At 72.0% G+C, this 23,325-nt stretch carries 23 protein-coding genes and 2 pseudogenes; 14 read left to right on the top strand and 11 right to left on the bottom strand.

Translation table 11 applies throughout. The features are described from left to right. Positions 1-38: 38 nt before the first annotated feature. Entirely contained in the window at positions 39-596 is a 558-nt protein-coding gene (locus NQO67_RS04770) for a 2'-5' RNA ligase family protein (protein WP_255946925.1), read from the bottom strand. A gap of 212 nt (positions 597-808) precedes the next feature. On the opposite strand from NQO67_RS04770, the gene NQO67_RS04765 reads away from it, so the two are divergent. Then, positions 809-1,648, top strand: coding sequence for an MFS transporter (locus NQO67_RS04765; protein WP_308295618.1), 840 nt, complete (start codon positions 809-811; stop codon positions 1,646-1,648). Between the two features lie 20 nt (positions 1,649-1,668). Then, positions 1,669-2,631: a MerR family transcriptional regulator gene (locus NQO67_RS04760; protein WP_255948402.1), complete on the top strand. Its 963-nt coding sequence runs from the start codon at positions 1,669-1,671 to the stop codon at positions 2,629-2,631. A 106-nt stretch (positions 2,632-2,737) separates the two neighbouring features. Here NQO67_RS04760 and add read toward each other — a convergent pair whose 3' ends face one another. The 4 genes from add to NQO67_RS04740 all read right to left on the bottom strand — a co-directional run bounded on the left by add (position 2,738) and on the right by NQO67_RS04740 (position 6,694). Further along, positions 2,738-3,685: an adenosine deaminase gene (gene add, locus NQO67_RS04755; protein ID WP_255946923.1), complete on the bottom strand. Its 948-nt coding sequence runs from the start codon at positions 3,683-3,685 to the stop codon at positions 2,738-2,740. Between the two features lie 76 nt (positions 3,686-3,761). Then, entirely contained in the window at positions 3,762-4,298 is a 537-nt protein-coding gene (locus NQO67_RS04750; RefSeq protein ID WP_255946921.1) for a hypothetical protein, read from the bottom strand. A 319-nt stretch (positions 4,299-4,617) separates the two neighbouring features. Further along, on the bottom strand, positions 4,618-5,622 hold the full coding sequence (locus tag NQO67_RS04745) for a 2-dehydropantoate 2-reductase (RefSeq protein ID WP_255946919.1): 1,005 nt from the start codon (positions 5,620-5,622) through the stop codon (positions 4,618-4,620). Between the two features lie 142 nt (positions 5,623-5,764). Further along, positions 5,765-6,694: a DMT family transporter gene (locus NQO67_RS04740; RefSeq protein WP_374118899.1), complete on the bottom strand. Its 930-nt coding sequence runs from the start codon at positions 6,692-6,694 to the stop codon at positions 5,765-5,767. 40 nt (positions 6,695-6,734) lie between these two features. On the opposite strand from NQO67_RS04740, the gene NQO67_RS04735 reads away from it, so the two are divergent. Beyond that, on the top strand, positions 6,735-7,259 hold the full coding sequence (locus tag NQO67_RS04735; RefSeq protein ID WP_255946917.1) for a MarR family winged helix-turn-helix transcriptional regulator: 525 nt from the start codon (positions 6,735-6,737) through the stop codon (positions 7,257-7,259). A 137-nt stretch (positions 7,260-7,396) separates the two neighbouring features. Continuing rightward, positions 7,397-8,065: a DUF1707 SHOCT-like domain-containing protein gene (locus NQO67_RS04730; protein ID WP_255946915.1), complete on the top strand. Its 669-nt coding sequence runs from the start codon at positions 7,397-7,399 to the stop codon at positions 8,063-8,065. Positions 8,066-8,149: 84 nt separating this feature from the next. On the opposite strand, the gene NQO67_RS04725 is transcribed toward NQO67_RS04730, so the two are convergent. The 5 genes from NQO67_RS04725 to paaI form a co-directional block, all read right to left on the bottom strand. Beyond that, entirely contained in the window at positions 8,150-9,298 is a 1,149-nt protein-coding gene (locus NQO67_RS04725; protein ID WP_255946913.1) for an FAD-dependent oxidoreductase, read from the bottom strand. Positions 9,299-9,349: 51 nt separating this feature from the next. After that, positions 9,350-10,030, bottom strand: coding sequence for a TetR/AcrR family transcriptional regulator (locus NQO67_RS04720; protein ID WP_255946911.1), 681 nt, complete (start codon positions 10,028-10,030; stop codon positions 9,350-9,352). Positions 10,031-10,111: 81 nt separating this feature from the next. Further along, positions 10,112-11,446 carry an alpha/beta hydrolase gene (locus NQO67_RS04715; protein WP_255946909.1) on the bottom strand — a complete coding sequence of 445 codons (1,335 nt, stop codon included), beginning with the start codon at positions 11,444-11,446 and terminating at the stop codon, positions 10,112-10,114. A 667-nt stretch (positions 11,447-12,113) separates the two neighbouring features. Next, the gene (gene paaK / locus NQO67_RS04710) at positions 12,114-13,460 is read right to left on the bottom strand and encodes a phenylacetate--CoA ligase PaaK (protein ID WP_255946907.1); all 1,347 of its coding nucleotides are present in this window, start codon (positions 13,458-13,460) and stop codon (positions 12,114-12,116) included. Then, a complete protein-coding gene (gene paaI, locus NQO67_RS04705) occupies positions 13,457-13,891 on the bottom strand; it encodes a hydroxyphenylacetyl-CoA thioesterase PaaI (RefSeq protein WP_255946896.1) in 435 nt (144 codons plus the stop codon). The genes paaK and paaI overlap by 4 nt, the downstream gene beginning before the upstream one ends. A 96-nt stretch (positions 13,892-13,987) precedes the next feature. Here paaI and paaN point away from each other — a divergent pair, with 96 nt between their 5' ends. From paaN to paaE, 9 genes and pseudogenes are all read left to right on the top strand, one after another. Then, positions 13,988-15,700: a phenylacetic acid degradation protein PaaN gene (paaN, locus tag NQO67_RS04700; protein WP_255946894.1), complete on the top strand. Its 1,713-nt coding sequence runs from the start codon at positions 13,988-13,990 to the stop codon at positions 15,698-15,700. Further along, positions 15,700-15,871, top strand: a pseudogene (locus NQO67_RS04695) (thiolase family protein); the annotation flags it as partial. The gene paaN and the pseudogene NQO67_RS04695, both read left to right, overlap by 1 nt. Beyond that, a pseudogene (locus tag NQO67_RS44770) lies at positions 15,863-16,143 on the top strand (enoyl-CoA hydratase/isomerase family protein); the annotation flags it as partial. The pseudogenes NQO67_RS04695 and NQO67_RS44770, both read left to right, overlap by 9 nt. Before the next feature lie 59 nt (positions 16,144-16,202). Beyond that, on the top strand, positions 16,203-17,057 hold the full coding sequence (locus NQO67_RS04685) for a 3-hydroxyacyl-CoA dehydrogenase family protein (protein WP_255948398.1): 855 nt from the start codon (positions 16,203-16,205) through the stop codon (positions 17,055-17,057). A 110-nt stretch (positions 17,058-17,167) separates the two neighbouring features. Then, complete coding sequence (gene paaA / locus NQO67_RS04680; protein ID WP_255946881.1) at positions 17,168-18,154, top strand: 1,2-phenylacetyl-CoA epoxidase subunit PaaA; 987 nt, start codon at positions 17,168-17,170, stop codon at positions 18,152-18,154. After that, on the top strand, positions 18,151-18,453 hold the full coding sequence (gene paaB, locus NQO67_RS04675; RefSeq protein ID WP_255946870.1) for a 1,2-phenylacetyl-CoA epoxidase subunit PaaB: 303 nt from the start codon (positions 18,151-18,153) through the stop codon (positions 18,451-18,453). The genes paaA and paaB overlap by 4 nt, the downstream gene beginning before the upstream one ends. A 9-nt stretch (positions 18,454-18,462) precedes the next feature. After that, complete coding sequence (gene paaC / locus NQO67_RS04670) at positions 18,463-19,293, top strand: 1,2-phenylacetyl-CoA epoxidase subunit PaaC (RefSeq protein WP_255946860.1); 831 nt, start codon at positions 18,463-18,465, stop codon at positions 19,291-19,293. Further along, on the top strand, positions 19,287-19,802 hold the full coding sequence (gene paaD, locus NQO67_RS04665) for a 1,2-phenylacetyl-CoA epoxidase subunit PaaD (protein WP_255946847.1): 516 nt from the start codon (positions 19,287-19,289) through the stop codon (positions 19,800-19,802). Before paaC ends, paaD begins: the two co-directional genes overlap by 7 nt. Before the next feature lie 11 nt (positions 19,803-19,813). Then, positions 19,814-20,920 (top strand): 1,2-phenylacetyl-CoA epoxidase subunit PaaE, encoded by a 1,107-nt coding sequence (gene paaE / locus NQO67_RS04660; protein WP_374118925.1) that lies wholly within the window; start codon positions 19,814-19,816, stop codon positions 20,918-20,920. Here the strand turns inward: paaE and NQO67_RS04655 are convergent. After that, complete coding sequence (locus NQO67_RS04655) at positions 20,908-22,524, bottom strand: FAD-dependent monooxygenase (RefSeq protein WP_255948396.1); 1,617 nt, start codon at positions 22,522-22,524, stop codon at positions 20,908-20,910. The genes paaE and NQO67_RS04655 overlap by 13 nt on opposite strands. 72 nt (positions 22,525-22,596) lie before the next feature. Between NQO67_RS04655 and NQO67_RS04650 the strand changes: the two genes are divergently transcribed. After that, positions 22,597-23,292 carry a TetR/AcrR family transcriptional regulator gene (locus NQO67_RS04650; RefSeq protein WP_255946834.1) on the top strand — a complete coding sequence of 232 codons (696 nt, stop codon included), beginning with the start codon at positions 22,597-22,599 and terminating at the stop codon, positions 23,290-23,292. Positions 23,293-23,325: the final 33 nt, after the last annotated feature.

Below are 23,325 nucleotides of genomic sequence, written 5' to 3'. Positions count from 1 at the left end.
AGCGTGGCTGACGCGGTCACCGTTTCCGCCCCGGCGCCTCAGCGGTGACCCGCCAGCCGGTAGACGGTCCGGTCCTGCCAGCGAGTGCCGTCCCAGACGATGAGGTGCACCGACGAGACGCGACAGCTCAGCGGCAACCGCGGCGCCAGTTCGGCCTGCAACGCGTCGTAGGCGGCGTCCTGGGTGGCGGGGGGCTGGTCGTTCGCGATCGTCAGGTGCGGGGCGAGGCCGGCGCCGAATATCCCCCGGTACGGCACCGCTTCGGGCCAGCGCCGGGTGAGGGCCTTGGCCAGCGCGGTCACGGGCTGGTGCGGCCACGGGTCGAGGTAGAGCACCCCGGGATAGCGTTTGAAGGTGTCGAAGGTGAGGGTGAAGGCGTCGTGACCGGCGAAGAGCGCGGCAAGCTCACGGTCGACGGCGGCGTTGATACGACTCTCGTGCACAAAGGGGTAGAGCACGGTCACATGGGCCGGAAAAGGGGCCCTCACCAGTGGATCGGCCGCAGGCACCCTGATGGTGAACGCGGTGTCGCCCGGCACGTCCGGCCAGCCTGCGGCCGCGTCCTCGCTCCCGGCCGGCTCTGCTTCTGCGTACATGACGTGCCATGATCGCACCAGCGGGACGCGCCGCCGGTCGTGCAAACCCCGGGCCGACGGCCGTGCAAACCCCGGAGAGCGCACGGGCGGTTCCTGTGATCCCGGCCGGCCCCACAGCGGGGCGCCGAGCAGCGAATATTGCCGTGTCCTGAGCCCCGTTCCCGTGCCACGATGCGCCACGTCCCGATGTGCGCACCCCTGTGGAGCCGCTCTTGCCCGGCAATCGCCGCCCGTTCACCGCCGTGCTTGCCGCCAACGTCGTCTCCATCACCGGGAATGCGCTCACCGGGATGGCCGTGCCGTGGTTCGTCCTGCACAGCACGGGGAGCGCGACCAAGGCCGGGATCGTGGCGTTCTGCACGATGCTGCCCATCGTGCTGTCAGCCGTGGTCGGCGGTCCGGTGATCGACCTGATAGGGCGGCGGCGGGTCGGCGTCGCGTCCGATCTCGTCTGCGGGGCGGCCGTCGCCGCCGTTCCCCTGCTGGAGTTCGTCGGCCCGCTGCGTTTCTGGATGCTGTGCGGGCTGATGGCCGTCGCCGGGCTGTTCCATGCCCTGGGCGACACCGCCCGCGGTGTACTGCTGCCTCCTCTCGCCGACTCTGCCGGGATGCTGCTGACCAGGGCCGCAGCCTGGTATGACGGCGCCGCACGCTGTGCGGGGATGATCGGGTCGGCAGTCGGCGGTGTGCTCATCGCCCTCTTGGGTGCGCAGAACGTCCTGTTGCTGGACGCCGCGACCTTCGCCGTGTCGGCCTCGCTCCTCGCAGTCGGCCTGCGCGGCCTGGCCGAGGCCGAGCCCCAGAAGCGCTCCGGGCCGGCGTCGCCGCGCACGTATCGCCGCGAGTTGAGCGAGGGCTACCGCTATGTGCTCGCCACACCGCTGCTCCCGCTCGGCAGAGGGCGGATGGATCAACGGCCAGCTCGTGCAGAGCAACGGCGGTATCGGGTAGCCCGCGCCGTGGCCGGCGAGGTGGTTCTCTGCCGCCGTGCGCGTGCGCTCCGGGAGAGTGTACGGAGACCGGTTGACCTTGCCCCTGTGGTCAACGTCTAGCGTCCGTGGTGATGAGTGGGATGAGGATCGGCGAGCTGGCCAGGTGCGCTGGCGTGACCATCAAGGCGGTGCGCTACTACGAGTCGCTGGGGTTGGTCACACCGCGTCGCCTGGCCAACGGTTACCGGGACTACGACGAGGACGACGTGCGCCTGGTGCGCGAGATCCGGGCTCTCGGCAACCTCGGCATCTCGGCCGAGCGTACGCGGCCGTTCCTGGAGTGCCTGGCGGCCGGACATCAGCATGCCGACGACTGCCCGGCGTCACTGGCCGGCTACCGCGACGCGATCGGCGAGTTGACCGAACGGATCGAAGCCCTCACCGCCCGCCGAGCGACGCTGATGCAGCACCTGAGGCAGGCCGCTCATCGCAACGGCAGCAGGATTCCATCTCCTGACGACGAAGGGCACACCATGAGCGACCTGTCCCAGCTGCCCGCGGACCTGCCCGTCCCCGAAGACGACGGCGGGGCCGACCACCTCCCCGGTCTGGCGGCACCCCACCTCCACCTACGCAGCACCACAGGCGAGACGGTCGCCGTCGACGCCCTTGGCGCCGGCCGCACGGTCATCTACCTCTACCCGCTCACGGGCCGCCCGGACGTCGACCTGCCCGACGGCTGGGAGTCCATACCCGGAGCACGGGGCTGCACCACCGAAGCGTGCGACTTCCGCGACCACCACCAAGAGCTCCTGGCCGCGGGTGCGCAAGGGGTCTTCGGCCTCTCCAGCCAGGACACTCCCTATCAGAGCGAGGTCGTCGAGCGGCTTGGCCTGCCGTTCGCGATGCTCTCCGACCCTCAGCTGAGCCTGGCCGCGGCCCTCGGCCTCCCCACGTTCGACGTCGACGGGCTGACGTTGTTCAAACGATTGACCCTCGTCGTCCGCGAGGCAGTGATCGAGCACGTCTTCTACCCGATCTTCCCTCCCAACGTGCATGCCCAGCAGGTCCTGGCCTGGCTGCGCGACACTCCCGCGGATTAGCGCTGCACGGCCGGGGTCGACTTCCGCGAGCAGCACAGGCGTGCCGGCGACCGCAGCTCGGTGGCTCGGTCGCTCGGTGACTCGGTCGCACAGCCATGTCGACGGCTCAGCTGATCAGCCATCGATCGATCTCGGCGCTGATCCGAGCTTTCAGCGCGGCGGGGGCGAAGCTGCTCTCGACCGAGGTGCGGGCCAGGTTCGCCAGGTCCGTGTCGCCGTATCCGAAGATCTCCCGGGCACGCTGGTACTCCGCCGTCAACGACGTCTCCCCGTCCGTGTTCACCGTGACCGTCAGACCGGCCGCGAGCAGGCGGGGCAGCGGGTGCTCTGCCAGTGATGCCACCAGCCCGAGCAGGACGTTGGAGGAGGGGCAGACCTCCAGGGGAACGCGACGCCTGCGCAACTCGGTGACCAGTTCCGGATCCTCCAGCACCCGGATGCCATGGCCGATACGCTCCGCACGCCCCACCGTCAAAGCCTCCCAGACGCTGGCCGGGCCGGCCGTCTCCCCGGCGTGATGCACCAGGTGCAGTCCCGCTTCGCGGGCGGCATCGAGCACCTCGGCGAACGGCGCCGCCGGGTAGGACTCGTCCCCCGCCAGACCGATGGCGACCACCTGCGGGTGCCTGGTGGCCAGCTCGAGGCTGCGCCACAGCCGTTCGACGGGGCGGCGGCGCGAGTGGTCCAGAATCACCCGCGTGTGGATGCCGTACCGGTGCGCGCCCAGCGCCAGCCCCTCCGCCACCGCTTCCAGAGGCATCTCCGGATCACCGAGGCGCTCGCCGTGCGCGGCGGCGGTGAAGGTGACCTCGGCGTAGCGGACGCCCTGCGCCGCCTCGTCCTGGCAGAACTCCTCGGCGATACGCCTGAAGTGCCGGCGGTCGCGAAGCAGCGCGCGTACCTGAGCCCGCTGGTCGGCGAACTCCCGGAAACTGCCGAACGGCCGGTCCTGGACGGGCGGCCGGCCTCCCAGTTCGCGGATCGTCGCGCTACGGACGGTGCTTTCCAGATGCGTGTGCAGGTGCGCCTTGGGCAGGAGGTGAAGATCTCTCACGGCAGGACTGTAGACAGTCGGCGCCGGCCTTGCCGCCCGAGCCGGCCCGTCCCGACCCCGCACCTCCCCGGCTCGGCTACTTGATCAGGGCGTTCGCGACGATGATCGCCAGTCCGATCAACATGTCCAGGCCCCCTGCACAGCACGACGACAGCCATCCGCGCCGCGCGGTGCGGGCGGCCCAGACGCCCCAGCCGAACAGGGCAACGGTGTTGAACAGCAGGGCCGCGTTCACCGCCGCGGCCTCCGCCCACCACCCGGCGACCGCGGGCAGCAGCATCCCCACCGTGGGCAGCACGGCGGCGACCAGCGGCCACTCGGCAAGCACCAGACGCAGTCTGCTCGCGGTGGCCACCGTGTCGGCGGAGGCACGCTGGGCGATGAGGTGCGCGTACCCGTGGGCGGCGGCCGATGCCAGCGCAGTGAGCAGGACCCACAGTGTGTCCGGTCCGGGGTTGGCCTTCTCGCCCGTCTCGTCCAGAGCCGCCGCCAGGGCGCTGGCCAGCACCAGTCCGTAGATGCTGCTGAACAGCGAGTGTTCCCGCGGCTGGTGACGCATGATCCATCGTGTTGCGGCGCTCTGGGGGTGGACATGGTGGGCGGGCTCGGGCATCGCATCGCCTCGGTGCGGGAAGACGGCTGGGCCCGCACATGCTCACCCGGGCGGCGTCGGGGAACGTGGCGCCACGCGCTGCTCGCATGAGGGTTGGCCCCCAAGGGGTGAGAGGGGTCGGGCGGCCCTGGATCCCCGGCCCGTGGGCAGCCGGCGTGCGGCCTGCCGCTGTCCCTCTCGCCCGCTTCCTGCTCCGGGTTCGACTCCTGCTCTGCTTCGGCTCCTGTTCGTTTTCAGCTCCTGCTCCGGTTCGGTCCCTGCTCCGGTTCGGCTCCTGCTCCGGTTCGGCGATGTCCGCCGCCCGCTGGTGCGGTCCGGTTCAGCGCGCCGCGCGCAGCTCGGCGTACAGCTCCGGTCCCGTCCACGTGCGCGGCGTGGACTCGGCCTGGTGGACCAGGGCGGCAAGACGCGCATTTGCGGGGGCGCTTCGGCCGTGGGCGGTGGCGAGCGCGACTATCTCGCCCTGTAGGGAATCGACCTCCGTGGGCCGGCCACGCTGCACGTCCTCCCACATCGAGGAGCGCGCGTGGGCGTCGATCCGCAGGGACGCCGCCGCCACCCGGCGGAAGAGGGCGTCGGGCAGTCCCAGCACATACGGGGTGACGCCAGGAGCCGTAGGGCCGAGGCGTGCGGGGGTGATCCCGGCCGTGCGGTAGGCGGCGAGGGCCTCGCGCTGGCACAGGGCGAGGCAGCGGCGGTAGGCGCGTTGGCCCAGCTGGTCGCGGAGCGGCAGCCCGGAGAGCGCGTTGATCGCGTTGTTGAGGTTCATCAGCAGCTTGCCGTGCTGCACTTCGGACATGTCGGCGCGGGCCTCGACGGCCAGGCCGCCCGCACGGAGTGCGGCGAAGAGCGTGTCGTCGGGCTCGGTCATGAGCCTGCCCGGCATGCCCTGGTGCACGGTGCCCGGCTCGGACTGCACCACGTTGTACGGCACCATCCCGGCCAGCACGGTGTGGCGGGGGAGAACGGCGCGCAGGGTGGCGGGGTTGTGCAGCCCGTTCTGGAAGCTCACCACGACGGCGCCGGGGGCCAGATGCGCGGCGAGGTCCTTCGCTGCCGCCTCGGTGCCGGCGGTCTTCACGGTGACCAGCACGTAGTCGGCGCCGGCCGCGGCTTCGGGCTCGGTGGCCAGCGTCAGCCGGTCCGGCGTGAGGTGGACGGGTGGCCGGACGGAGGTGCTGAGCGTGAGCCCCCGTTCGCGCAGTACGTCCATGGCGCCGGACCGGCCGATGAAGGCCACGTCATGCCCGGCGGCGACGAGATGGCCACCAAGGTGGCAGCCGATGCTGCCGGCGCCGAGGACAGCGAAGCGGGGCTTGGGCATGAAGGGACTCCTGCGAAAGGGTGGGCCGGGCAGGGCCAGCATGGACCACGGCATGCCGACTGACCAGTCCCGATCTCCCGCCTCCGCTCGCCCAGGGCGGACCGATGGCCGGGGCTTGGTGGCCGACCGGTCCGTGAGCCGATCACCGCTCCTGAGGACAGGACGCGCGTGCCGGACGCTCGTCGGAGACCGGACGGGAAGATGCCCGGCTGCCGCCGCGTCGCCTCGCGTGCTTGGGCCGGCCCAGCACGACTCCGGCTATGACCAGGGCCAGGCCGCACAGTTGCTGAACGGTCACCACCTCCCCGGCGAGCACGATGCCGAGCAGCACGCCGGTGACGGGGTTGAGCAGTCCGATCAGTCCGACGGTCCCTGCCGGCAGGTGCCGTAGCCCGGTGAACCAGGCGACGAAGGCCAGCGCGGTGGCGATCAGGGCGGCGTAGCCGAACGCGAGGAGCGTCGGTGTGGACAGCTCGGGCGGAGGGCCCTCCACGGCTGCGGCGACCGGGAGCAGGACCAGACCTCCGGCGGTGAGCTGCCACGCGGTCGAGGCGAGCACGTCGACACCGGTGCTCCACCGTTTGGCCAGGATGTATCCGAAGGACGACACCAGCATGGCGGCGGCCGAGGCGAGGACTCCCGGCACGCTCACCCCGGCCACCCCGGTGAGCAGCATCAGGCAGACCCCGCCGAGTCCGATCACGGCGCCGGCCAGGTGGGCGGGTCGGGGTCGCTCGGACACCAGGGGCCAGGCGATGAGCAGCATCGTCAGCGGGGACACCGCCATGACGGTCGAGGCGACGCTTGTCGGAAGCAGTTGGGAGGCGGCGTAGACGAGGACGAAGAACACGCTCATGTTGAGCAGCCCGAGCACCGCGGACCGCCACCACCACGCGCCGCGCGGCCGCTGCCTGCGCACGACGAGCAGGACGAGACCGGCGGGCAGTGCCCGCAGGGCGGCTCCGTAGAGCGGGCGGTCGGCCGGCAGGAACTCGTGTGTGACGAAGTAGTTCGTTCCCCAGGCCACTGGCGCGACCGCGGTCAGTACCATCCAGCGCATATTGGCTTCCATGGAAGCCAATATAACTTCCTGGGAAGCTATATTGGTATGCATGGAGCACAACGAACCCCTGGACCGTGTGGCGCGCATCCAGGCCGAGTGGCGCCGCGAGCGCCCCGACGTCGACGTCACCCCGCAAGGAGTGATCGGCCGGCTGCACCGCCTGGCCGATCGGCTCACCGAGGAACTCTGCCTCGTCTACGGTCGACACGGCCTCGGCGAGGGCGAGTTCGACGTCCTGTGCGCACTGCGCCGGGCTGGTGAGCCCTACGAACGCGCACCCGGCGAGCTCGCCGCGCACACCATGGTCACCACCGGCGCGATGACGAAGAGAATCGACCGCCTGGAGCGGGCCGGACTCGTCACCCGGCGCCGTTCCGGAGGCGACCAGCGCGGCCGGATCGTCGCCCTCACCGGCCCCGGACGCGAACTGATCGACCGTGCCTTCACCGACCACATGCGCAACGAACGCCGCCTCCTGGATCTGCTGACGTCCACCGAGGCCGCGTCACTCGAAACGCTGCTCACCACGTGGCTCTCCCGCCTCGACCATCCCGTCGCCCCCGGCGGCGAGTGACCCGGGCACGTGACCGCCCCCGCCTCTCCTCCGATGAGCCCGGTGCCGGGCTCCATGTCGCGATATAGCGTTAGTCTTTTCCTCGCGCGTCGCTGCCCGCGTCGCGCGAAGACGTTCGACAGGACCAGGACGGAAGCATGTCGGGAGAGATTTCGCCCACCGGGAAGCGTCCAGCCCCCGGCCCGTCGCCTGAGCTGCGGGCCTCCCATGCGGACCGGGACCGGGTGGTGGATGTGCTGCGGGTCGCGGCGGGAGACGGCCTGCTGACCGCGGACGAGCTGGACGAGCGCCTGGAAGCCGCCCTGTCGGCGCGGACCCTGGGCGAACTGGCCGTGCTCACCGCCGACCTGCCGCCCGCGTCGGGCACCGGCGGCGCGACGGGAGCAGAGGCCGCCGAGGTCAAGGACGTGGTACGGATCGAACGGATCCACAGCGGCGCGGTCGAGCGTGTGGGGCGCTGGGTGGTACCGCGGAGGCTGGAACTCGCGGTGACCTACTGCGACGTGACGTTGGACTTCACTGGCGCAGTGATCACGCACGACACCGTGCGGATCGACGTGGGGATGACGGGCAAGACGCTGACGCTGGTCACGAGGCCGGGCGTCGTGGTCGACACGGACGGCCTCCAACTCGTCCACAGCAGCGTGAAGTACCGCCGGACCCCGGCGAGTCCTGATGCGCCGGTCACGTTGCGAGTGGAACTGGTCGGCCAGAAGGCCCACGGACGCGTGGTGATACGGCCCCCGCGTCGGACGTTCGGGCAGTGGCTGCTGCGCAGGCCCGCCTCCCTGTCGGCAGGCGCGTGACCCCCTCGTGGGTGCACTGCCGGCGGGGTGGGGGAGCCGGGCGATCTCCCGGCATGCTGCGACGGGCCCCCTGCGTGGCGGCGATCAGCGTTCGCGGCCGTCCAGGCCGCGGAACATGTCGACCAGCGGCGCAGGGGCCTGCGGATGGAAGATCACGTCGAGGGACTCGGCCGACTCGCCGGCCATCTCGGTGGCGCGGGCGAACATCTCCTCCTCGTAGGCGTGGACACCCGCGGAGGTGTCGCCAGGGTGGGCGAGCAGCTGGCGGGCGAGCTCGGCGCCGTCGAACAGGGCGAGGTTGGCGCCCTCCCCGGCGAAGGGGGACATCAGATGCGCCGCGTCACCCAGGAGCGTGACGCCGGGCCGGCTCTGCCAGCGCAGTCCGGCGGGCAGGGCATGGATCCAGCGCGGGGTCAGCGCACCGTCGGCGTCGGCGATCAGGCGCCGCAGGGCGCCGTCCCAGTCCGCGAAGTGCTCCAGCACGGCCAGCCGGGCGGCCGTGGTGTCGCCGAAGTCGATGGTCTCCAGCCACTTCTCCTCGGCGCGCAGTGCGACATACAGATGGAGGCTGCCGTCGGTCTCGCGGTGGGCGAGGAGGGCTTTGTCGTCGCCGAGCGCGAAGAACATGCCGCCACCGATGAGGGCGGCTGCCTCGGGATGGCGTGCGTCGGCGTCCTCGAGGTCGAGTTCGACGAAGGAGATCCCGCTGTAGGCGGGGCGTGCGTCGGTGAGCAGCGGCCTGATCCTGGACCAGGCCCCGTCGGCGCCGACCAGCAGATCGGTGGTGAAGGCGCTGCCGTCGGCGAGGGTGACCTCGTGCCGGCCCTCGCCGAGCGCGCGGGCGCCGGTGGCCTTCGCGCCCCAGCGCACGGTGCCTTCGGGGAGGGAGTCGAGCAGGAGACCGCGCAGATCGCCCCGGTCGATCTCGGGCCGGGCGCCGTGCGGCTCGTCGGCCTCCTCATGGACCACCGTGGCGTGCTTGTCCAGCACGCGCAGGGCCTGCCCGCCGGGATGGACCCTGGCGAGGAACTGCTCGTGCAGGCGTGCGAGGCGCAGCGCCTGCTGGCCGGTGTCGTCGTGGATGTCGAGCATGCCGCCCTGGGCACGGTCGGTCGCGGCGGTGTCGAGGTCGAACACCGGCGCGTCGATGCCGTTGACGTGCAGGACGCGCGCCAGGGTCAGCCCGCCCAGACCGCCTCCGACGATGGCAAGGGGATGGTGTGCAGTGGTCATCCTGCCACCCTAACGAACATGTTCGTTACGAACAAGTTCGCAGCACTCTGCTCACTCGGTCTCCGGGCGGGTGACGAGGATGCCGTTGAGGAGGGCGTCGACACTCCAGCGGCGACGCTCGGCCGGGGTGCCGGAGACGAGGTTGGCGGCCTGGGCGCGCACGTGCGGGTGCACGTCGGGCGAGGCGCCGGCGAGGGCCTGGCGTAGCCGGATCCAGTCCTGCTCGGCGCGGGAGTCCTCGCGACGCGCGGAGTGCTCGGCGGCGGAGGCGGTCGCGGTTTGCAGCAGGATGTCGACGCCCCAGGCGGCCTGGAGCTCGGGCACGCCCCCTTCGGCGAGCAGGGCGAGCAGCGTCTCGAGCAGGGTGAGGTAGTTGTCACCCGCGGGGCGGGCGGTCAGCGCGGACTGGGCGAGCGCCGGGTGGGCGAACAGGACCTCTTCGTAGCCGGCGAGCACGGCGTCCAGCCGCGCGCGCCAGTGGGCCCCCGGGGCTGCGACGCCCATGTCGACCCTGCCCAGCAGCCGGTCCAGGATCGCGGCGTGCAGTTCGGCCGTGTTGGCGACGTACACGTACAGGGACGCAGGGCCGGTGTCCAGGGCCTGGGCGAGGCGACGCATGGTGACGCGCTGGAGACCCTCCTGCTCCATCAGCAAGACGGCGGTGTCGACGATGCCGGCCCGGGTGAGGGCGGGTTTGGCGGGCCGCTCGCGGCGGCTCTGGGGAGTGGGCATGCCGCGATTCTAGGGACGAACATGTTCGGAGCGTACGTGTTCGGAGTGGCCGGATCGGACGTGCGGCACCGCGGGCCCCCGTCATCGGGGCGGGGCATCGAAGAACCGGGCCTCCGGGAAGCGGCGGGACGGGCCGTCCAGCAGGCCGTCGTCGTCCCCGTCACGCAACCAGCGGTCGAAGAAGGCGGCGAGGTAGGAGCGCCCGGCGGTGATGGCACGGCCGGGGGAGAGCGTGCCGACGTTGTCCTCCAGGACCGCGGCGGGCAGGCCGAGCCGCGCGACGATCTGCGGGACGAGGGACTCGAGGTCGGTGTACGAGGCGTGGGCCGCGCCGCGGAGCGTCAGGCCCCGGCGCCAGCCGGTGCTGTGCCGCCACAGGGCCGCCCACGCCGGTTCCGTGCCGAGGTCGTCACCGTCCTTGCCGACCAGCAGGAAGGGGCGGTCGAGCCCGTCGGCGGCGACGGACGAGAGGTGGCCGGGGTCGGAGTCCTCCTGGACGTAGGCGAGGACGCCGTCCAGGTTGGCGCCCGCCGTGATCCGCCTGTCGTCGTGCATCGTCTGGAGTGCGGCGAAACCCCCGGCCGACTGGCCGAACATGCCGACGCGGCCCGGGCGCACGGCGGCCCGCACCGCTCGGGGCAACGCCGCCGGGAGCGCGTCCAGTACGAAGCGGGTGTCGGCCACCCGCACCGCCAGTACCTTCTCCAACAGCGCTACCATCCGGTCCGGATCCGATCCCGCCTTCGCCATCTCCGCCGGCAGCACCGTCTTCTCCACCCGCTCGCCGGGGAACTGCACCGCGTACGCGTCGTAGGTGTGGTCGATGCTCACCACGGTGTAGCCGCGCGAGGCGAGGTCGTCGCAGAGGGTGGTGCCGAACGAACGGGGGTCGCCGGCACCCGGTGAGTACAGGACGACGGGAGACCCGCCGACGGTCCGGGCCGGCGGAGCGTCCTGGTGCGCGTGGGTCCGGGTCGCAGCCCAGTCGATCCGGTCGGCCGGAATGCCGGGAAGGTAGTCCAGCGCGGCGAACTCGTCGGCCTCGCCCGGCAGCAGCTGCGGGGCGAGCGGGTGCCCCTCGACGTGACCCGCGGGGTACCGGACGCTGATCATCAGCTCGCGGTACGGACGCGCCGAAGCGCCCCAGGGATCCGGCCGCGCGTGGTCGACCAGCCGCACCGCGCGGGTGCCGACGGCATACGGGCCGGTGGGCGCGGGCAGCGTCAGCCGCAGCCGGTCGCCGCCGCGGTGCGCTGAGCCTCGCCCGGCCTCGGCGTGACCGGCTCCGCCGGCCGGGCCGATTCCGCTCGTGGCCGAGGCCGGGCGCGCGGTCAGGGCCGCGAGCGGTACGGCGGCCAGCGCGGTGACCGCGGCGCCGGTCAGGCCCGATCGGAGTGCGGTGCGTCGAGTAGGCATGGATGATCCCCCGGAATCCGTACGTGGTGGCGCAGGCGCCTGCGCGTCCTGCTCGTCCAGCAGGATGTCGCGTCCGGCACGACGGGCCCATCCGGCAGGCCGGTGGATCTTCCTGGGGGATAACCCGTACGCCGAGCCCGGCGGTTACCGCCGAGACGGCACAGGCTCACCTGGGGCGCCGAAGACCTGCGCCGGTCTCCGGGAGGGGCTGCGGGAGGGCCTCCCGGCGGGCCACGGTCGCCGCGTGCCGCGTGCCGCGTGCCGCGTGCCACCGGGGCCGGCGCCCGGCCATGGCGCCCACGACGTGGCCTACGGCCACCGATGAGGGGTGCGGGGGCCGTGCCGATATGCGGCTGGGCCGCGTGGGCGCGCTCAGCCGGCCACCTGCCGGTGGTCCCGGCCCGACAGAAACGGCCCGACAGAAACGGCCCCACAGCCCTTTTGGAACGGTGACGACCTGACGGTCTCGTCATGGCTGGTCGGTCGCGCCCACGCGGCGGAGCCGCATATGTCACAGCCCCGCGCCCCTTCAAGGCGCCTGCGGCGCCCTGCCGGTGCACGCCCCCGGTGCACGTCCCCGGTCGGACCCGGTGTGCGCCCCCCCGGGCGGAACCTTCGCGGCCTACGGCCACCGGCAAGGCGCGCACCCTCCCGGCTGGCAGCCGGATCATGCTCCGCGCTGATCCTTGACCCTGCGGATCTTGCCGACGGAGCGCTCCAGGGTTTCCGGCTCCACGATCACCACCTCCACGCTCACGCCGACGCCGTCCTTGACGCCCTGGGCGATGGCGCGGGCGGCCGCGTCACGCTGCTCGGGGCCCGCGTCGGACCGCGCCTCGACACGGACGGTCATGTGGTCCATCCTGCCGCGCGTGCTGAGCTGGATCTGAAAGTGCGGAGCGACGCCGGCCGTACGCAGCACGACCTCTTCGATCTGGGTCGGAAACACGTTCACCCCACGCAGGATGATCATGTCGTCGCAGCGGCCGGTGATCTTCTCGATGCGGCGGAACCCGGGCCGGGCCGTTCCGGGCAGCAGCCGGGTCAGGTCGCGAGTGCGGTAGCGGATGACCGGCAGCGCCTCCTTGGTGAGCGAGGTGAAGACGAGTTCACCGCTCTCGCCGTCGGCGAGGACGTCGTCGGTGATCGGGTCGACGACCTCGGGAAGGAAGTGGTCCTCCCACACGTGCAGGCCGTCCTTGGTCTCCACGCACTCCTGGGCCACGCCGGGACCCATCACCTCGGACAGCCCGTATATGTCGACGGCATGGATGTCCATGCGCTCCTCGATCTCGCGGCGCATCTCCTCGGTCCACGGCTCGGCGCCGAAGATGCCCACCTTCAGGGAGGTCGAGCGCGGGTCGACGCCCTGTCGCTCGAACTCGTCGAGCAGGGTCAGCAGGTACGAGGGGGTGACCATGATGATGTCCGGCTCGAAGTCCTGGATGATCTGCACCTGGCGTGCGGTCATGCCGCCGGAGGCCGGGATCACCGTGCAGCCCGCCCGTTCGGCGCCGTAGTGCGCGCCGAGGCCGCCGGTGAACAGGCCGTACCCGTAGCTGACGTGCACCTTGTGCCCCGGACGCCCGCCGGCGGCCCGGATGGAGCGGGCGATGAGGTCCGCCCAGGTGGACAGGTCCTGCTCCGTGTAGCCGACCACCGTCGGGCGTCCGGTCGTGCCGCTGGAGGCGTGGATGCGCCGTACGTCGGACATGGGCACGGCGAACATCCCGAAGGGGTACGTCTCGCGCAGGTCCGCCTTGGTGGTGAACGGGAACCGTGCCAGGTCCTGAAGCGTCCGGCAGTCGTCGGGCGTCACACTGGCCTGGTCGAACTTCCTGCGGTACAGCTCGACGTTGTCGTAGGCGTGGTGCAGCGTCTGCTGGAGGCGCTTCAGCTGGAGGTCTCTGACGTCCTGCTGCGGCAGCCGCTCGGCGTCGTCCAGCAGGTCCGCAGGGAGAGGCGCACCGCGGCGTGCCGGGGCGTCCGCCGGTGTCGTCGGGTCGCTGGTCATTGCGGCTGCTCCTCGGGTTGCGTGTGCCGGATGCTGCGGCTGCGGCCGCGGAACTCCGCGATCACCGCGTCCCCGCGGGTCACGCTCACGTCGTAGATGCCGCTGCGACCGAAGCGGGTGAGCTCTCGGGCGGTGGCCGTCAGGACGTCACCCTCGTACGCCGGGGCGACGAAGGTGATGTCGGCACCGGAGGCGACGGTGACGGGGCCGTGGCTGTTGCAGGCGCAGGCGAAGGCGGTGTCGGCGAACAGGAACAGGTATCCGCCGTGGGCGGTCCCGTGCCCGTTGACCATGGACCCCGTCACGGTCATACGCAGTGTGGCGGTCCCGTCGCCCTGCTCCAAGAGCTCGATGCCGAGAGAGCGCGATGCCTTGTCCGCGGCGAACATCCGTGCCACGGGCGTCGGCACGGTCTGCGCGGCTTCCGTCATGCTTTACACCACCTTGTCTACCGACCGAACATTCGGTTAGTGTGCGCCACGGTCAAGTAATCAAGCCACGCCACTGCCTGTCAAGAGGTGAGTCACATGCCGCACGCAGCCCCTGCGGGGTCCGACTTCTTCGCCCGCCACCGTGCACTGCTGGAACGGGCGGTGAGCGCGACCGGGTCGCGGGAGCACTGGACGCGTTACCCCGAGTCGCCCAGCAGGACGGTGTACGGCGAGGACGCCGCGAAGCGGGGTGAGGCAGGCTTCCGGGCCCAGCTCGGACAGCCCTTCGACCTGCTCGGGCACCCGGACGAGGGGCGGGTGGCGCCCGAGGAGCACTCGCCCTACGGCTTTCCGCTCGGCATCAGCTATCCCCGCCTGTCACCGCGGGCGGCCGTGGCCGCGGCGAAGGATGCGACGGTTGCCTGGCGCACGGCCGGCCCGGACACCCGGGCCGGCGTCGCGGCGGAGATCCTCGCCCGGCTCAACGCGGCGAGCTTCGAGATGGCGCACGCGGTGCAGCACACCACCGGCCAGGCGTTCGTCATGGCCTTCCAGGCAGGCGGCCCGCACGCGCAGGACCGTGGCCTGGAAGCCGTCGCCTACGCGTGGGCGGAGCAGAAGAAGCACCCGGCCGCCGCCCGCTGGAGCAAGCCGCAGCGCAAGGGCGGTGCCCTCGAGCTGGACAAGAAGTTCCACGCCGTCGGACGGGGCGTCTCGCTGCTCGTCGCCTGCAACACCTTCCCGACCTGGAACGGCTACCCGGGCCTCTTCGCCTCGCTCGTCACCGGAAACCCGGTCCTGGTCAAGCCGCACCCGGGAGCCGTGCTGCCGCTCGCGATCACCGTCCGCATCGCCCGCGACGTGCTGAGCGAAGCCGGGTTCGACCCCGACCTGGTTCTCCTGGTGGCCGAAGCCCCAGGCGGTCGTGCCGCCGCCGAGCTGGCCGTGCACCCGGACGTACGGATCGTCGACTTCACCGGTTCCACCGAGTTCGGCGACTGGCTGGAGACCCATGCCCGCCAGGCCGCCGTGTACACGGAGAAGGCCGGCCTTAACACGGTCGTCCTGGACTCGACCGACGACTACCGCGGTCTGCTCGGCAACCTCGCGTTCTCGCTGTCGCTGTACAGCGGGCAGATGTGCACCACCCCGCAGAACCTGCTGATCCCGCGCGAGGGCATCACCACCGACCAGGGCCCCCGCACGGCCGACGACTTCGCCGCCGACCTGGCCGCAGCCCTGGACCGGCTGCACTCCGACCCCGCCCGTGCCGCCGGCACGCTGGGCGCGATCGTCAACGACGGCGTGCGCGACCGCGTGAAGCAGGCCGCGGAGGTCGGGCGGACGGTACGCGCATCGGCCCCCGTGGAGCACCCGGAGTACCCCGACGCGGAGGTACGCACGCCGCTGGTGGCACGGCTGGAGGCCGAGACCGATCACGACGTCTTCACCCGGGAGTGGTTCGGACCGGTCTCCTTCGTGATCGGCACCGACTCCACCCGGCACAGCCTGGAGCTGCTGCGGGAGACCGTGCGGGCGCACGGTGCCCTGACCGCCGCCGTCCACTCCACCGACGAAGCGGTGCTGGCCGCAGCCGAAGAGGCGGCCCTGGACGCCGGCGTGCACCTGTCGGAGAACTTCACCGGCCAGATCTTCGTCAACCAGTCCGCCGCCTTCAGCGACTTCCACGGCAGCGCGGCCAACCCCGCCGCCAGCGCGACGCTGTCCGACGCCGCCTTCGTCACCGGCCGCTTCGCCGTACTCCAGTCCCGCCGCCCGGTCGCCGCCACCCGCGAGGAGTCCGCCTGATGCCCGACGACGTCTACCTGATCGACGGAGCCCGCACCCCGCAGGGCCGCTACGCGGGCGCCCTGGCCTCCGTACGCCCCGACGACCTCGCGGCCCTCGTCGTCGGCGAGGCCGTGCGCCGCTCCGGCATCCCGGCCGACGCCGTGGACGAGGTGATCCTCGGTGCCGATCGTCACACTGCACCGCCCGGAAGCCCGCAACGCCATCAGCGGCCGCATGATCGCCGAACTGCACGAGACCTGCGCCCCGCTGGAACGAGCGCCCCGGCTGCTGCTGCTCACCGGCCACGGCCGGGTGTGCGCGGGGACATCGCGGAACCGCTGGAGCGCGGCCGGGACGACGCACTCCAAGGCATCAACAGTCGCCTGTTCGAACGCGTGCGGCGACTGCCGATGCCGACCGTCGCCGCCGTGGACGGCTGGGCGCTCGGCGGCGGCGCGGACAAGAAGGACCGTATGACCCGCTACCTGATGACCCGCTACCTGGCGAAGAGGAGCCGCGCATGAGCACCGCACCCGCAGTCGTCGCCGTGATCGGCGGCGGTCGGATGGGCGCCGGTATCGCCCAGTCCTACGCGACCGCCGGTTCGGCCGTCACCGTGGTCGAGAACGCCGCCGCGGCAGCCGCCGCCGCACTCGACCGGGTGGCGAAGGGACTGAAGAGAGCCGCCGAACGCGACCGGTTGACCGAGCCCGCCGACCGGATCCTCGCCCGGGTGCACACCGTTGCGTCGCCGGACGCCCTGCCCGCCGAAACCGACCTGGTGGTGGAGGCCGTCCCGGAGGATCCCGCGCTCAAGGCCCGGGTCCTCGCCGCCGCCGAGGCCGCGGTGCACGAGACGGCCGTGCTGGCCAGCAACACCAGCTCGCTCTCCGTCACGGAACTGGCCGCCGGCCTCAGCCGGCCCGGCCGCTTCCTCGGTATGCACTTCTTCAATCCGGTGCCCGCCTCGGAGCTGGTCGAGATCGTGGTCGCGCCCGACACGGACCCCGCCACGGTGCGGTCAGCACTGGCGTGGACCCACTGCCTCGGCAAGAAGGACGTCGTCGTCAAGGACTCGCCCGGCTTCGCCAGCAGCCGGCTCGGCCTCGCCCTGGGCCTTGAGGCCATCCGCATGGTCGAGGAGGGCGTGGCCGCACCCGAGGCCATCGACGACGCCATGCGCCTCGGCTACAAGCACCCCATGGGCCCCCTTCGGCTGACCGACCTGGTGGGCCTGGACGTGCGCCTGGCCATCGCCGAACACCTGCACGCCGCGCTCGGCGAGCGGTTCGCCCCGCCGCGGCTGCTGCGCGAGAAGGTCGCCCGCGGGGAACTGGGACGCAAGACGGGGCGGGGGTTCTACCGATGGCCGTGACCACGACCGCGGCACCCCGGCCGGGCAGAACCGAGGATTGCACTTCCGAAATCATGGAACCTCGTCATATCATGAGCCGAACGAACGGTCGGTTGGGATAGGTGGTAGGGATGACGGCACGCCAGGCCGGGTCTGCGTCGACGCAGACCACGCCGCCAGCGCTCCATGAGCACTTCGATGACACGATCGCGCGCGACCAGCGCATCGAGCCCCGTGACTGGATGCCGGACGGCTACCGCAAGACGCTGATCCGGCAGGTCGCCCAGCACGCGCACTCCGAGATCATCGGCATGCAGCCGGAGGGCGAGTGGATCACCCGCGCGCCGTCGCTGCGCCGCAAGGCGATCCTGTTCGCCAAGGTCCAGGACGAGGCCGGCCACGGCCTCTACCTGTACTCGGCTGCCGAGACGCTGGGCGCCGACCGCGCCGACCTCACCGAACGGCTCATCGAAGGCCGCCAGAAGTACTCCTCGATCTTCAACTACCCGACCCCGACCTTCGCCGACGTCGGCGTCATCGGCTGGTTCGTGGACGGCGCCGCCATCTGCAACCAGGTGCCGCTGTGCCGCAGCTCCTACGGGCCCTACGCGCGCGCCATGGTCCGCATCTGCAAGGAGGAGTCCTTCCACCAGCGGCAGGGATACGAGCTGCTGATGACGATGATGCGCGGCACCGACGCCCAGCGTGCGATGGTCCAGGACGCGGTGAACCGCTGGTGGTGGCCGTCGCTGATGATGTTCGGCCCGCCCGACTCGGACTCGCCCAACTCGGCGCAGTCCATGGCCTGGAAGATCAAGCGGCACAGCAACGACGAGCTGCGCCAACGGTTCGTCGACATGACCGTGCCGCAGGCCGAGAAGCTCGGCGTCACCCTGCCCGACCCCGAGTTGCGCTACGACGAGGAGCGCGGGCGGTACGACTTCGGCACCCCCGACTGGGCCGAACTCAAGCGAGTGATCAGCGGCGAAGGGCCGTGCAACACCGAACGGGTGGCGCGGCGCCGGGCCGCGCACGAGGAGGGCGCCTGGGTGCGCGAGGCGGCCGTCGCACACGCCGCCAAGCAGGCCGCCAGGGCGCAGAACGGAGCAGCGGCATGAGCGAGAACCAGGCGAAGAAGGCCGGCTGGCCGCTGTACGAGGTCTTCGTGCGCGGAAAGCGCGGACTCAACCACGTCCACGTCGGCTCCCTGCACGCCGCCGACGACGCCATGGCGCTCACCCACGCACGTGACCTGTACACCCGGCGCAACGAAGGCGTGAGCATCTGGGTGGTGCGCTCCGAGCACATCGCCGCCTCCACCCGCGACGAGAAGGACCCCTTCTTCGCTCCCAGCGCCGACAAGGTCTACCGGCACCCCACCTTCTACGACATCCCCGGCGACGTCCCCCACATCTAGGAGCAGGGCATGAGCGACGACCACGTCTACATGACCCTCGCCGAGGGGCACGAGGACGACACCCGGTGGGCGTACGGCACCGGCTTCGAGGACCCCCTGCACGGCGTGAGCACCGCGGTGCCGGACGGCGTGGACCGGGGCGGGCTGACCGAGCTGTGCCTGGCACTGGCCGACGACGCCCTCGTCGCGGCCCAGCGACTGGCCGAGTGGACCACGCGCGCCCCGGAGCTGGAAGAGGAGGTCGCCCTCGCCAACATCGGGCTCGACCTCCTCGGCCAGGCCCGTCTCCTCTACGCCCGCTGCGGCCAGATCGACGGCACCGCGCGCGGCGAGGACGCCTACGCCTACTTCCGCGACCCGGACGACTTCCGCAACGTGCGCCTGGTCGAACTCCCCAACGGGGACTTCGCGTTCTCCATGGCCCGGCTGCTGGTCTTCGCCACCTGGCGTCTCGCGCACTTCGAACAGCTCGCCGCCTCCGCCGACCCGGTGCTCGCCGCCATCGCCGCCAAGGGCGGGAAGGAACTGACCTACCACCGGCAGTACGCGGCCGAGTGGGTCGTCCGCCTCGGCGACGGCACCGCGGAGTCGCACCGCAGGATGCGTACCGGCCTCGACCGGGTGGCCGCCCACCTCGGCGAGTTGTGCAACGCCCACGACGCGCGCACCGAGGTCCTCGCGGTACTGCGGCAGGTCACCGAGGCGGCGGGGCTGCCCCTGCCGGAGGAAGGCCCGCCGCCGGCCGGCTCCGGACGGGAGGGCGACCACACCGAGCACCTCGCCCCGCTGCTGGCGGAACTCCAGGGCGTGGCCCGAGCCCACCCGGACGCGACATGGTGACCGCCCGCACCGACGCCCACCGCGCCCGGCGCATCGCCGAACAGGTGCCCGACCCCGAACTGCCCATGCTCACCCTCGCCGACCTCGGCGTGCTGCGTGACGTGCGGGTGAGCCCCGAGGGCACGGTCGTCGCCGACCTCACACCCACCTACTCCGGCTGCCCCGCCATGTCCGAGATGCGCGCCGGCGTGGCGGCCCGGTTGAAGGACGCCGGCTACGAGCGGGTGGACGTGCGCACGGTCCTGGACCCGCCGTGGACCACCGACTGGATCACCCCTGAGGGCCGCCGCAAGCTCGCCGAGCACGGCATCGCCCCGCCCGGACCGGCCCCGCGCCGGACGCCGGGGCCCGTGCCGCTGGTCCTGTCGGCACCTCGCCGGGCGGTGCCCTGCCCGCGCTGCGGGGCCGCGGACACGGAGGAGACCTCCCGCTTCGGCGCGACCTCCTGCAAGGCACTCTGGCGTTGCCGCGCCTGCCGCGAACCGTTCGAGTACGTGAAGGAGATCTGATGGAGGACCTGATGGCGCCCGAGGCCGCGGCACCCACCCCGGTGCGGCCGGCGCGCCGCCGCCCGGCCTTCCACAGCGTGAAGGTGGCGGCAGTGCAGCGGCTGTGCGAGGACGCGGTCGCGGTGAGCTTCGACATCCCCGACGAGCTGGCACCCGAGTTCGCCTTCGCACCCGGCCAGTCGCTCACGCTGCGGCGCGAGGTCGACGGCCGGGACGAGCGGCGCTCGTACTCGATCTGCTCCCCGGCGGGCGCGCGGCCACGCATCGGTGTACGCGTGGTGCCGGGCGGCCTGTTCTCCTCCTGGCTGGTGAACGAGATTGCGCCGGGCGACACCGTCGAGGTGATGGGCCCGGTAGGCGCCTTCACCCCCGATCTGACCACCCCCGGGCACCATGTGCTCATCGCGGCCGGCTCGGGCATCACCCCCATGCTCTCCATCGCCGAGTCGGTCCTCGCCGCCGACGACGCCTCGCAGGTCACCCTCTTCTACGGCAACCGCCGTACCGGCTCGGTGATGTTCGCGGACGAGCTCGCCGACCTGAAGGACCTCTACCCCGCCCGGTTCCAGCTCGCCCACGTGCTGTCCCGTGAACCGCGCGAGGCCGAGCTGCTCACCGGCCGGCTGGACGCCGACCGGCTGGCCGCGCTCATCGACGGCCTGGTCGACGTCTCCGAGGCCGACCACTGGTGGCTGTGCGGTCCGCACGGCATGGTCGTCGACGCCCAGCAGGTCCTCGCCGCCCTGGGGGTGCCCGAGGACCGGATCCACCGGGAACTCTTCTTCGCCGGAGACGAGCCCGTCGCACCCGTCCGCCACGAGGAGCCCCGCGCCGACGGGCCGGCCAGCGAGGTCACCGTCGTCCTGGACGGCCGCTCCACCACCTCCGCGCTCTCCCGCGAGGCCACCATCCTCGACTCCGCGGCGCGGATCCGCCCGGACCTGCCGTTCGCGTGCAAGGGCGGCGTGTGCGGCACCTGCCGCGCCCGCGTCACCGAGGGCGAGGCGGACATGCGCCGCAACTTCGCGCTGGAACCCGCCGAAGTGACCGCAGGTTACGTACTGACCTGCCAGACCTACCCCGTCTCCGACACGCTGACCGTCGACTACGACAGCTGAGGAGCGGGCCGCCGTGCTCCTCCCGCCGCGATGTCGCCGAGGCCACTCGGCGTTCCGAACCAGCGTTCCAGCGCGTCCTCCAACGTGTCCTCCTGCTTCTGGGGAACGCCTGGCTGCGGCTGGTCGGCGGCCCAGGCCGTGAACCCGTCCGGACGTACCAGCAGAGCGGACAGCTCCGGACGGTCCGGGCAGGTCGTGGTCAGGACGTCCACCCGGTCGCCGTACGCCCCGGCCCGGGCCCGCAGCCCAGCGTCGTCGGTCAGGTCGAGCAGCAGGGCGCGGCCCCCGTGCAGACGGTCGGCGAGGCGGGTGCCGTCGGCGAGTTGCAGGTCGGGTGCGCTGCGGCCGACCAGCGGGTGGCTGCCGGGCAGGTCGTAGCGTTGCCAGACGCCCGAGATCTTCTTGACCAGGTACGTGGTGCCGTCGACGGTCCGGGTCAGGTCGGTGACCACCGCGCGGAGCGCCCGGGCGTGCGACTCCGGACGCATGAGGGCGATCTGGGCGCGCGTCCAGTCGAGCACCCACGCGCCGATGGGATGCCGTTCGCCGGTGTACGTGTCGAGGAGGCCGTCGGGGGCCTGGCCGCGCACGACGGCGGCGAGCTTCCAGCCCAGGTTCATCGCGTCTCCGATGCCGAGGTTCAGGCCCTGTCCGCCGAACGGCGAGTGCACGTGCGCCGCGTCCCCCGCGAGCAGGACCCGGCCGGAGCGGTAGTCCGTGACCTGACGGCAGTTGTCGGTGAAGCGCGTCACCGAGCGCGTCTCGGTCACGGTGACGGCCACGCCGGTCACCCGACGCAGGCTGGCCTGGAGTTCCTCGACGGTGACCGGCGTGGTGCGGTCGGCGGGGGGCCCGTCGAACTCGACGCTGAGCACGCGGCCGGGCATCGGACCGTGGGCGTACACGCCGGTGTCCGTTGCGGTCCAGCCGGTGCCGAGCCCCTCGGCGCCGACCAGGCTGGCGATCGCCTGGTAGCCGGTGATCTCCGGTGGCGTTCCCGGGAAGTCGAATCCGGCGAGCTTGCGCACGCTGCTGCGGCCTCCGTCGCAGCCGACCAGCCACCCCGCGCGGAGCGACTCGGGCGCGGAACCGTCGGTGGGGGCCAGGGTCACGCTGACCCCGTCGTCGTCCTGCTCGAGGCCGGTCAGCTCGACCCGTCGACGCAACTCGACGCCGAGCTCTCGGGCACGGTCGGCGAGGATCCGCTCCAGCGCGGCCTGTGGCACCAGGCCCACGTCACCGGCCGGGCCGGCGTCGGAGAAGGCCGGGTCCGCCGCGTCCAGGAAGCCTGCCGTCAGCATGATGCCGGCGAAGTGCCCGGCGAACTTCGGGGGCACGCCGTCTCCGTCCCCGCCGCTCACCCGCCGGAACTCCCGGAAGTGATCCATCGCCTGTCGCTGCACCTCGGCCAGGTCGGGCAGCAGGCCCCGCCGGTCGAGGGCGGTGGCGGTGGGCGTGTTGATGGCCCCGGCCTTGATCGTCTCGTCCACCTCGGCCAGGCGCTCGACGACCAGCACGCGGGCCACCCCGCCGAGTCGCAGTTCGCAGCCGAGCATCAGGCCGACGGGTCCGGCCCCGGCCACCACCACGTCGTAGTGCGTCATGTGCTCCATGGCAACAAACTATAGCCACTAAAAAATTATGTCGACTCAAATTCTTTGGCTAGAGTCTCCGCCATGACGAAGGACCGGGAAGCCCAGGACCGGGCTGCGGAACGATCCCTGCGGGAGCGCAAGAAGCAGGCGACGCGGCAGCGGATCTCGGACGTGGCGACGAGGCTGTTCGTTGCGCGTGGCTTCGACGAGGTGACCGTGGCGGAGGTGGCCCGAGCTGCCGAGGTCTCCGCCATGACGGTCTTCAACTACTTCCCGCGCAAGGAGGACCTCTTCATCGACCGCATCCCCCAGGCGATCGACCTGTTCACCGAAGCCGTTCGGCGACGCGGACCGGACGAGTCCCCGCTGGGCGCCCTGCGCCGCCTGGTGCTCGAGCTGCTCGACCAGCACCACCCGCTGTCCGCGGTGGACGACGACTTCCCCGCCTTCTGGCGGATCGTCATCGCTTCGCCCGGCCTGCGCGCCCGGGCCCGCGAGGGAGTCGAGGAGTTGGAGGAGGCCCTGGCCCGGACCTTCGCCGAGACCGCCCCCGGATTCACCGACCCGGACTTCGCGGCGGCCCTGACCGTCGCCGCCTACCGCTCGGTCTACGTCACCACCGCTCGCCGCCTGCTGGCGGGGGAGAAGGCAGCAGCGCTGGCGGACGAGCACCGGGCACGGGCGTGCGCGGCGTTCGACGCGCTGGAGGCGGCGCTGGGGTCGGGGACCGCCCAGGGGCGCGGCGCGGAAGGTTCGGGAGCCACGCCGCCCCGGTGAGCCGGGCAGGGGGTGAGCGTAGGCCGCTCTTTC

Origin of the sequence: Streptomyces odontomachi (assembly GCF_024435355.1) — a bacterium.
Taxonomy (GTDB): Bacteria; Actinomycetota; Actinomycetes; order Streptomycetales; family Streptomycetaceae; genus Streptomyces; species Streptomyces odontomachi.
Note: the sequence above shows the minus strand (reverse complement) of the source record. Positions and strands in the feature narration are given on the sequence as shown.

Excerpts from the sequence above, each read along its gene's own strand:
- paaD (WP_255946847.1), top strand. The coding sequence starts at position 19,287 with ATGGTGACCGCCCGCACCGACGCCCACCGCGCCCGGCGCATCGCCGAA.
- NQO67_RS04650 (WP_255946834.1), top strand. The coding sequence starts at position 22,597 with ATGACGAAGGACCGGGAAGCCCAGGACCGGGCTGCGGAACGATCCCTG.
- paaB (WP_255946870.1), top strand. The coding sequence starts at position 18,151 with ATGAGCGAGAACCAGGCGAAGAAGGCCGGCTGGCCGCTGTACGAGGTC.
- NQO67_RS04760 (WP_255948402.1), top strand. The coding sequence starts at position 1,669 with ATGAGGATCGGCGAGCTGGCCAGGTGCGCTGGCGTGACCATCAAGGCG.
- NQO67_RS04685 (WP_255948398.1), top strand. The coding sequence starts at position 16,203 with ATGAGCACCGCACCCGCAGTCGTCGCCGTGATCGGCGGCGGTCGGATG.
- paaN (WP_255946894.1), top strand. The coding sequence starts at position 13,988 with ATGCCGCACGCAGCCCCTGCGGGGTCCGACTTCTTCGCCCGCCACCGT.
- NQO67_RS04730 (WP_255946915.1), top strand. The coding sequence starts at position 7,397 with ATGTCGGGAGAGATTTCGCCCACCGGGAAGCGTCCAGCCCCCGGCCCG.
- paaK (WP_255946907.1), bottom strand. The coding sequence starts at position 13,460 with ATGACCAGCGACCCGACGACACCGGCGGACGCCCCGGCACGCCGCGGT.
- NQO67_RS04750 (WP_255946921.1), bottom strand. The coding sequence starts at position 4,298 with ATGCCCGAGCCCGCCCACCATGTCCACCCCCAGAGCGCCGCAACACGA.
- NQO67_RS04715 (WP_255946909.1), bottom strand. The coding sequence starts at position 11,446 with ATGCCTACTCGACGCACCGCACTCCGATCGGGCCTGACCGGCGCCGCG.
- paaE (WP_374118925.1), top strand. The coding sequence starts at position 19,814 with ATGGCGCCCGAGGCCGCGGCACCCACCCCGGTGCGGCCGGCGCGCCGC.
- paaC (WP_255946860.1), top strand. The coding sequence starts at position 18,463 with ATGAGCGACGACCACGTCTACATGACCCTCGCCGAGGGGCACGAGGAC.
- paaA (WP_255946881.1), top strand. The coding sequence starts at position 17,168 with ATGACGGCACGCCAGGCCGGGTCTGCGTCGACGCAGACCACGCCGCCA.
- NQO67_RS04725 (WP_255946913.1), bottom strand. The coding sequence starts at position 9,298 with ATGACCACTGCACACCATCCCCTTGCCATCGTCGGAGGCGGTCTGGGC.
- NQO67_RS04745 (WP_255946919.1), bottom strand. The coding sequence starts at position 5,622 with ATGCCCAAGCCCCGCTTCGCTGTCCTCGGCGCCGGCAGCATCGGCTGC.
- NQO67_RS04735 (WP_255946917.1), top strand. The coding sequence starts at position 6,735 with ATGGAGCACAACGAACCCCTGGACCGTGTGGCGCGCATCCAGGCCGAG.
- NQO67_RS04720 (WP_255946911.1), bottom strand. The coding sequence starts at position 10,030 with ATGCCCACTCCCCAGAGCCGCCGCGAGCGGCCCGCCAAACCCGCCCTC.
- NQO67_RS04740 (WP_374118899.1), bottom strand. The coding sequence starts at position 6,694 with ATGGAAGCCAATATGCGCTGGATGGTACTGACCGCGGTCGCGCCAGTG.
- NQO67_RS04655 (WP_255948396.1), bottom strand. The coding sequence starts at position 22,524 with ATGACGCACTACGACGTGGTGGTGGCCGGGGCCGGACCCGTCGGCCTG.
- paaI (WP_255946896.1), bottom strand. The coding sequence starts at position 13,891 with ATGACGGAAGCCGCGCAGACCGTGCCGACGCCCGTGGCACGGATGTTC.
- NQO67_RS04770 (WP_255946925.1), bottom strand. The coding sequence starts at position 596 with ATGTACGCAGAAGCAGAGCCGGCCGGGAGCGAGGACGCGGCCGCAGGC.